Here is an 8,411-nt window from a genome sequence, read left to right as displayed (position 1 = left end):
TTCTGTTGTTGAGATTAGTTTGGCTTTTTATCTTTCCTTATTAAACCCCAATAACAGGAGGACCTGGTATTTTTGTCTGGTTTGTCGCTTCTTAAAGACAACAAAAATTAACTCACTCACCTAATTTTGCAATTTGCTCTCATTAATATTAATAAGCTCTTTTAACAGAAAAATTACATTGTAATTGAACAAATCATCCCTTACTCTGAAAAAAGGTGATAAGTGGTTTTTTAATGGAAGAGGCTCATGAGCAATCGAATTATAAATTTTATAGTTGTTTCTTTTTTCTGCACAGTTGCAGCTCCTTTTCTCTACGCAAAAGAGATTAAGCCTACTAGATTATCCAATGTAAAAATGAATGAAATTTCGCCCGATATCTCTTCTCCTGAAAAGGAGAGATTGTTGAAAACAAAAACTAAGGGAGTCATGGGATTTGTTGATCAGTTCGGACGTATGGTTCAAGCAGAAGTTTATGTTAACCCGCAGAAGAAAACGGCTCAAGAGATAAGTTTTCTGTACTCCGTTGAAGATAATGAAGGAAATCCCTTAATTTTTGCAGATGGCAAACCTGTTTCTGACGAAGAATTTAAAAGTTTAAAAGCAAAAAATGACTTAAGATTTTTGAGTTTTCCTGACGAGGAATGATCAGGAGTTTCTTTTTCCTACTCATAAGCCTGTTACAAACTTGTTGTGCTGATGCCGCTCAAGAGGTTAGTTGGCACGAAATACTTGAGAGCTGTAGTGAGGAGGCACCAAAAACTCCCAAACGAGAATGTCCTTCAGAGAACCATAAAAGTTCTAAAAACGAAAACACAGTGACCTATCATCAAGATCCCAATATCGGTATCCAGAAAGCTTTAGATTACGTTTACAAAAATTTAGCATTTCTACCCTTAGACAAGGTCATTATTTTGAAGCCTCAAATAACCTACCCAAGTAAAACTAAAAAGTTTGAAATTCAGATCAATAACGCTAAAGAACATTATAATAGTTTAAAACGAATCGATGCCACTTCTAGGGTCATATTCGCTTTTTATTTTATACCTGATTTTGCTAACGATTCAAATTTACTGTGTGCTGGCCCTATTATCGTAAAATCGTTTAAATACAGTAATGAGAATTCAGTTACCCTACTTTCGAATCAGACTACTATTCCTTCAATTAAAATGAAAAATCCTGGCCTACTTAAACCAGCATTCGTTATTATCAACGCAGATGTTACTTTTCAATAAATTTTTCTTGGAGCACATTATTCTGTTAATTGGTATGAATCACAACCGGGATAAAATGAGCTCAAAAACAATTTTTTTATGTATTTATTTAAGGTGTTTTTCTAAACTTTTACAAGAGATATAACACGATTTAATAATCCTATATTTTTAACCTCAATACTACTAAATTCTCATGAAGGAGATGTTATAGATATTGAACCATTTTGGTTATACTCAATACTCTCCACTTTCATAGGACCTATTTTATTAATAGTAATTCCATTCACATCAGGCATGAGAAAGAAAAAAACCAACTCTCCATCAATTTTTTGCAGTTTTTTTATCTCTTCAAACCTCTCCTTAATATCATTTATTTTTACGTGCAGCCCGTCTTTCGAGTCAGATTCTGTCTTGGGATCAAAAATAATAACTTCTCCCTTTGGGTGTAATTTTAAAGAGCTATACAATTCCTCCATGGCCTTTTGATAACCGACATTCTGATCCTTGTAGAAGGTAACAGTTATTTGTGGATTATCAGTTGCAAGTTTTCTTATAATGACGTCATGATCATCTTTTTTGCCTTCTTCCTCAGTATATTCAAAGTGAATATTCTGTAAGATTTCTATAGGAACCTTTGCGTAAGAAGCATTAGCAGTTAAAAGGCTAATAACCGCAAATAGACTAAATACCGCATTCATCACTCTCTCTCCCTGAAATATTACATCTTTTTTACCTTTTATACGCACACGTCCTATGTTTTTATCTAAATTGAGTCAATAAATTTATTTGATCCGTCTATCTATTCTTTCAGGACATTTTTATACGGTCTAAAGGAATATCAAGATATATTGGTTATCAACAATAGCTGTTACACTAGGAAATAATTTTTCCATATCTAAAGTTGAGAAACATATAATTACATCCAATGAAAAATCGATGTTTACTGTGGAAGAGGCTTTAAAACTTGGGATTGCAACGGATATTGTTGACAATTAGCTCAACATATTTATTGCAAAATTGTTGCATAAAAAATCGTGATAATCTGTACAAATCCCCTCGCTAAAGGATCATCACAGAAACTTCAGCATTGGTAAACATGAACGTTTATAAAACTCCTTCTTCATCTTTGGATGTTTTAAGCAGCAACCTGTATAGTTCCGGCCCCTCTTGGGGAACAATATGCAGGAAGTGGACTTCTTCAGTTCTTTTTCCAGTAGTGATTGGATCTCCATCATCAGCTGGAACAATTTTACTTCTTTCTTTTTCATCATACTTCCAAAAATAGATCTTATGATTTGGATATTTTTCACTGACAACTTTTTTATCAATATATCCCTTCGAGGTTTTTTCAAAGAGCGAACCATTCTCAATACTTTCTAATACGGGAGAACGCCCCCGAGAAGCAGTAAATTCAAACTCTTCATATTTCATCAACTCAAATGAAATATCCCCAGAGCTAAATGTGCTAAAAAACGGGACATCAATCAGTTTTCTGTAAAAATTAGAATTTGACGAGCTAAAATAATGAACATAGTGTTTGCCTGTTCGAAGTTGTTTTCCGAGCAAATGATCCTTAACTAGGGAAGTTGCCTCCTCTGTTGGATGCTTGTATCCTAAAAAATACCCGGAACTAACTAAAATGGTACTAGGATCAACAAGTTGTAAAGAAGACCTGGAAGTTGCACCATAACTATCACTCCTGTAATCCGAAGAAACTCCGCCGTGATGGCTCAGAACTAGGACATTGCTTTTTAACTCATCAGCTAGCCAAGATGCTCTCATATGATCCCAACCTGCCGCATTAACATCTCCGGTAAACAACACAGATTTAACGTCGGTTCCTACTTTAACAACTATGCTATTCATATTACCGGATGGATTAACGACAATCGATCGGTCCAAATCAATCATTTTGTGTCCGGCATTCATAGAAAGAACTGTCGCAAGTGGAGAAGATTTATCGTCTGCTATTTTTAGAGAGTTTTCAATAATATCAACGGCTAAAGGCTTAGAAACTAGTCTTTCATCCGGATAAGGAGGCGCTATAACAAGGGAATTATGACAATCATTGTTTCCTTCGGATAAAAATCCATCTCTATACCCAGAATAAACAACTTTGTCTAATACTTCCATTTTTTGTAGCCACTCTTGAAAAGTTGACTTTCTCCCACTAGTTCTAATGTAAGAGTCTCTAAAACCACCTAAAACAATATGTTTAATTTTGCCTTTTAAATCCGATTCTTCGGTAAATATCTGATGAAGCAAGCTATAATGGTCTGAGTCCGCATGTGAAACAACAATCGTAATGTGTTCTACGCCATCTATGATATTATGAATTCTTCCAATGATTGCTTCCGTTGCAGCGTCAAGATCTCTATCTTTTCCTTTTTCTCCTTCACTATCATAGGAGTCTGCACTATCCTTACTGTCACTTCTTCCTCTATCAGAAGTTCCTTCCTTATGTGCATCAACGCCTTCACTATCCTTCTTTGTGGAAAGAGCCCCTTGCTCACCGCGCGATAATTGGTATGTACCCTTATCTTCAAGAAGATCCTTTTCATGAAAATATAGTTCAGAAGCATGGGAGATTTTTCTTTCATTAGAACCCGCATCATGGAAAAGAACTCTGTTGTGATATCTCACAATGTTGCAACTACCCTGACCAACATCCACAATCGAGACTGTAGGATCTTCTGCAAGTGCAACACCTGTAGCAAGCACGAAGCTTAGCAATATTGAAACGAAACCACCTTTGAAATTAATAATCAAATTCCTCACCATATTTTGTCTTTACTAGTGGAGCTATGCCTGCATCAACAAACATTGATTCACGGATTACGTAGTTTTCAATGCGAGTTGTCTTGCCTTTTAGCAAAAATGTCATGCGATAACATAGTCTATACCATTTCTCATCCTCTTCGTCAGAGTAAATAATTTTGCGGTCAAGAGCAAATTTAAAAAGGCTATACGCACGGTACCATCCATCTGGCTGACCTAACTTCCCATCAGCTACAGAGCTATTTATAGAAGCAAGGTAAACATCATGAGGAATTGATTCCACCCCAGTAGCTTTTTCAGTAAGCTTTCTCCCTAAAAATACTCCTGCATGCCTTTCTCCCCTGCTAAGACTTTGCCCCAACTCTTCCTTCGTTTTGCTTCTCAATAGCTTCTCTTGCTCTTCTCTATAATTCGCATTTTCTAAAAATTCAAACGTCTGCGACAATGTCCCTTTACTCCCATCTTCTGGCATATGGGTTGATAAATTCGCCAAAACACATACTCTCTTTTTAGATAGAATCGAAAATAGTTCTCTTTTAGGCTTTTCATTATTCATCATCCCCTTCAAAAAAGTCCACATAGCCAAAGAATTCCCATATACAGCGGGGGAAGGAATCCTATCTATACTATCTTTTTTCATATTCGAGCTTCCAGCAACCAAAAGTGTCTCCAGATGCATACGCTCCAATAAAAGAGGGTTCCACCAGAAAAGGTTAGAAAAAATTTGTTCCACATACTCCACATTTGAAAATCGGTTTGCAACAATACTTTCTAAGTCACTAAATAATGCATCATTTCTAAAAACAGCCTTTGCAAGCAAATTCCCTTTACAGGCCATCTCATAAGTTTGATTGGGCCATAATAGGAGATCTTCGGTCTCTGGCATCTTAAGGACCTGCAATTTGGTGTAAAGCGCTTCCCATAAACTCTGATCTGCTTGTAATTCTAAAAGCTCTGTGCGGGCGCTTCTGACATCTTTAAGCCGCTCAATTCCGGACTCCGGCGTCTCAAATTTCATAGAGGTAAGGTGATTCTGCAATTGAGTTTTCAATCGAAAAGCTTCTGATTCAAAGCTTTTAGTATCGGTATAGGGACCTGACGACGGGGCTGCATGGACCCAGATGGGCACAGACCAACAAAATGCTAAAAGTAAGATAATTCTAAAAATCGCTTTAAACCTCAGGATCCGCATATATCAAACCCTCTTCATATATATAACCTCAGTCCACACTTCTTTTTTTGTAGACGCCTTGCAACACTCTCTCGCATTCTCTCTCTAATAGCCTAGTTAAACTAGTTTCACTGAATATCTAGTTTTCTACTCATTCCTTCTCCTTAACAACCTTACCTTGCTTCCCAACTGTTTTCCACTCACCATCTTCCCCTTGATCTTCTTCCTCAAGGACTGTCTTATCTTTTGGCGAACCACCCTCTTTTGAGCTAGTAGGTGAACCCCCTTTAGAACTGCTTCCACTTCCTGTTCCATTTGAGCCGCTTCCGGATGAAGAGCTAGAACCTTCTCCATCCTTTACGACAGGTGTTGTTAGCTTCTTCTTTAATGCATCCTCCAATCCATCATCTGATTCTAATGAACCAGGTTCACGGCTCTCTAACCTTATTCTCTCTACTGTTTCACGGAATTTAGTCAACTCTACCTCTAACGCCATCAGCTCCTTGTTGGAATATCTCTTCAACGCTTCGATACGACGCCTCTGAAAGTCTATCAACTTATCTAACTTGTATCTCCATGAGGCACATACCGCACAATTTTTCTGATTACCGTCCTCAAGCAACCATTCTCCTTTTTCCAAGGAATCATGGTCCACTTCTACTTCTTGTTCCCACTCAGAGAGAGCTTCCTTACTGTGTCCTCCACAATGGTTAAAGTAGCCTTTCAAGCGCGCTTTCTCAAATATTCCTCCCAAACTTCTCATGCTCGTCTCATACCCTTCCGAGATCTTATCCATCGGAATACTTGAGGCACCTGGGAACATCGACGACGCAAATATCAGCTTTGCTATGTTTGGACCTATATTCTCTGTCTTCATGAGCTCTGAGGCAGTTTCTACGCCCATAATACGCATTAACTCAATGGCAAGTGGCACGACCATCACTGGGCCTTCCACTTCACCTAAGCCCAAGGCCGCTCCTCTGGCATATCTTCCATAGTTATTGGACCTTACCGCTTCTTGTCCTCTTATGGCTTCTTCATACCTTTTGTTTCTCTTGAAGCGCGCTCGTAACTCGGCGGCTCCCTTGAACGTTGATGCACTTAATGCCAACCCGCCCGAAAGTATGTTCTCTAAGTTTATGGCTGAGCCCGCACACGTGGCCATACCAACTAAGTCCATACCTCCACTGCAGGCTTCCGTCGACACAAATACATCACCGAACAATACCCTATGGAAACTGTAAAACGCTAACACTGTTTGGGGGCCATAAGTCAGCAGAGTCGTCGTGCTAGGTATAATAAACGGAACTCCCTTCTTTGCCAGTCCCAATACCTTTGAGGTGTACCCCTCTTCGGAGACATCTGAGCTATTAAGACTCAACAACGCATCTTCTGTCCCTTCTCTACTGTCTTCTCCTTCTTCTATCTCATCTGATCTGGGAGGAGACGGCGGTTGATAGCCTTCTTCTTGCTCTCCTTCTACATTTACCCCGCCTAAATTCTCGCTAGCACGATCACTCTCTTCATCAAAAAACGTACTTTGTTCAAAATAGTTCTGCCTTGCTTCCGTTATGCCCTTGGCATTTACTGTAGCCAATTCCCAAAATGCTTGAAGCTTTGAGGAAGCTGCCGCTCTTTCAACTGCATTTTTACTGGAAAGACCTTCTCTCAATAAAGAGAGTTTTTTAAGATCTTTCTTCCATTTCTTAACCAGTTTACGTCTTACCTTTATGGCAGACTTCTCTTCTTCTAGACTGGCTTTTGAAAATATACTCTTCTTTAGTTGATTGGGAAGCAAACTCGTCCAGTCTACATGCTCGATCCACCAATTGGACGCATCCATCATCATGGCTCGACCGGAGGTATAAAATTCTACTGTGTTAGCTGCCCAGCCGCAGCCTGCTACTGGATATAGAAAAAAGGGACTTACATTGCTTCCATAGGAGGTAGTAATGTACACAACCGGTTCGATAGCAGCTGCTAGTGATGCAAAAAATAATAGTGGTAGGCGGCCTCCCCCTCTTACGTATTCATAAGGGTCTTTCCAATTAAAACCATGAAACGTCGAATCTGGAACAAACTTTCCAAACTGTTTTGCTACTGATGTCGCTTTAGGAACCAATAGTGCTAAAAGCAAATTGTTGACTAAACTATTTGCGATAATTGTATCTCTATCAGTGGCAAAATCACTATTTGAAGGGTTTAAACTAAGAAAAGGCACTACAAGACTGGACCACAATCCTGTGTACATAGGAACTGCAACAAAACCGATAACTGCACCAGGAATTCTGAGAATAGATTTACTACCAGATGTGATAGAGTCAGGGAAAAGGCTTTCAGACTGGCTTAAATCTTTATTGAGTAACATTATTCTTTTAAGGTGATTTCCTTCAGGAAAATCAGATGCTCCTCGCTTCTCATTGCCAGCTTCTAATGACTCAAGGGGACGTGACTTGAGGTACGAAGGAGCTCTTTCAGGCTCATCTTCTCCATTAGCTAACACAGCCGAATTTAGGCCCCCTACGAATGCAAAAAGTGAAACTATTAACAATATTTGTTTCGAATAATTAAACATTTTAATAAATCCAAAAAATATTTAGTCTAACACGATCGTCTCAAATTACAGTAAATCCCATCTACAAAGATAACAACATCATGAGACAGAAGTTTCTGCATAACCTCACTAGCAGGTACTTTCTTCTTTCGAACTAAATCTTCAACATCTGGCAAATTTTTACCCTTGTTCTTATGCTCTAAAAATCTTGCTGTTACGCTATAAAGCCCCTTCTTGTATGAGGCACTTGTAATCTCTACCACTCCTACAAATGGATCTTCTGATGACGCTAAGTCATCAATCCAGATAAAAGCATTCTTTCCTTTTACCTGACTCTCAAACGACTCTTGTTTCGAAGGCATCCGCCCCAGACTATTCGTCGTTGGCTTTAGCCTCACATTCGACGTTTGCAAATCAAGTTTTATATCTCCATTTTTTGAGAAGGCCTCAGAATGGCTCTTCCCTCTCATAATCACATTACTTTCTTTCTCCTTACCTCCGAAAGTCAGTTTTAGGCGATCATACTTTTGCGACTTGCCTTTCGATGCTAATTCGCTGCTATACCCAAAACGAATCAAAGTGCCGATTTCAGTAATTGAAAATCATCATTGATGCGATCCACCATATCGTGGGAAATTTTTGGCCAAGTGATTTCAAAAAAGTCCATGATTGATCTTCGAAATTCTTTTGCAGAAGT

At 38.7% G+C, this 8,411-nt stretch carries 7 protein-coding genes; 2 read left to right on the top strand and 5 right to left on the bottom strand.

Going from position 1 to position 8,411, the window contains the following annotated elements; translation table 11 throughout:
• Positions 1-246 precede the first annotated feature (246 nt).
• Complete coding sequence (locus tag HOL16_02405) at positions 247-645, top strand: hypothetical protein (protein MBT5389546.1); 399 nt, start codon at positions 247-249, stop codon at positions 643-645.
• Complete coding sequence (locus HOL16_02400) at positions 642-1,232, top strand: hypothetical protein (protein ID MBT5389545.1); 591 nt, start codon at positions 642-644, stop codon at positions 1,230-1,232. The genes HOL16_02405 and HOL16_02400 overlap by 4 nt, the downstream gene beginning before the upstream one ends.
• Positions 1,233-1,402: 170 nt before the next feature.
• On the opposite strand, the gene HOL16_02395 is transcribed toward HOL16_02400, so the two are convergent.
• The 5 genes from HOL16_02395 to HOL16_02375 form a co-directional block, all read right to left on the bottom strand.
• The gene (locus tag HOL16_02395; GenBank protein MBT5389544.1) at positions 1,403-1,909 is read right to left on the bottom strand and encodes a hypothetical protein; all 507 of its coding nucleotides are present in this window, start codon (positions 1,907-1,909) and stop codon (positions 1,403-1,405) included.
• Between the two features lie 406 nt (positions 1,910-2,315).
• Entirely contained in the window at positions 2,316-3,980 is a 1,665-nt protein-coding gene (locus tag HOL16_02390; GenBank protein ID MBT5389543.1) for a hypothetical protein, read from the bottom strand.
• Positions 3,970-5,118, bottom strand: a complete 1,149-nt coding sequence (locus tag HOL16_02385; GenBank protein ID MBT5389542.1) for a hypothetical protein — start codon at positions 5,116-5,118, stop codon at positions 3,970-3,972. Before HOL16_02385 ends, HOL16_02390 begins: the two co-directional genes overlap by 11 nt.
• A gap of 193 nt (positions 5,119-5,311) precedes the next feature.
• A complete protein-coding gene (locus tag HOL16_02380; GenBank protein ID MBT5389541.1) occupies positions 5,312-7,735 on the bottom strand; it encodes a hypothetical protein in 2,424 nt (807 codons plus the stop codon).
• A 26-nt stretch (positions 7,736-7,761) separates the two neighbouring features.
• Entirely contained in the window at positions 7,762-8,184 is a 423-nt protein-coding gene (locus tag HOL16_02375; GenBank protein ID MBT5389540.1) for a hypothetical protein, read from the bottom strand.
• Positions 8,185-8,411 lie beyond the last annotated feature (227 nt).

The organism is Alphaproteobacteria bacterium (assembly GCA_018662925.1).
Classification (GTDB): Bacteria; Pseudomonadota; Alphaproteobacteria; order 16-39-46; family JABJFC01; genus JABJFC01.
Note: the sequence above shows the minus strand (reverse complement) of the source record. Positions and strands in the feature narration are given on the sequence as shown.

Coding starts and splice junctions, on each gene's coding strand:
- HOL16_02380 (MBT5389541.1), bottom strand. CDS start 7,735: ATGTTTAATTATTCGAAACAAATATTGTTAATAGTTTCACTTTTTGCA.
- HOL16_02400 (MBT5389545.1), top strand. CDS start 642: ATGATCAGGAGTTTCTTTTTCCTACTCATAAGCCTGTTACAAACTTGT.
- HOL16_02405 (MBT5389546.1), top strand. CDS start 247: ATGAGCAATCGAATTATAAATTTTATAGTTGTTTCTTTTTTCTGCACA.
- HOL16_02375 (MBT5389540.1), bottom strand. CDS start 8,184: ATGAGAGGGAAGAGCCATTCTGAGGCCTTCTCAAAAAATGGAGATATA.
- HOL16_02395 (MBT5389544.1), bottom strand. CDS start 1,909: ATGAATGCGGTATTTAGTCTATTTGCGGTTATTAGCCTTTTAACTGCT.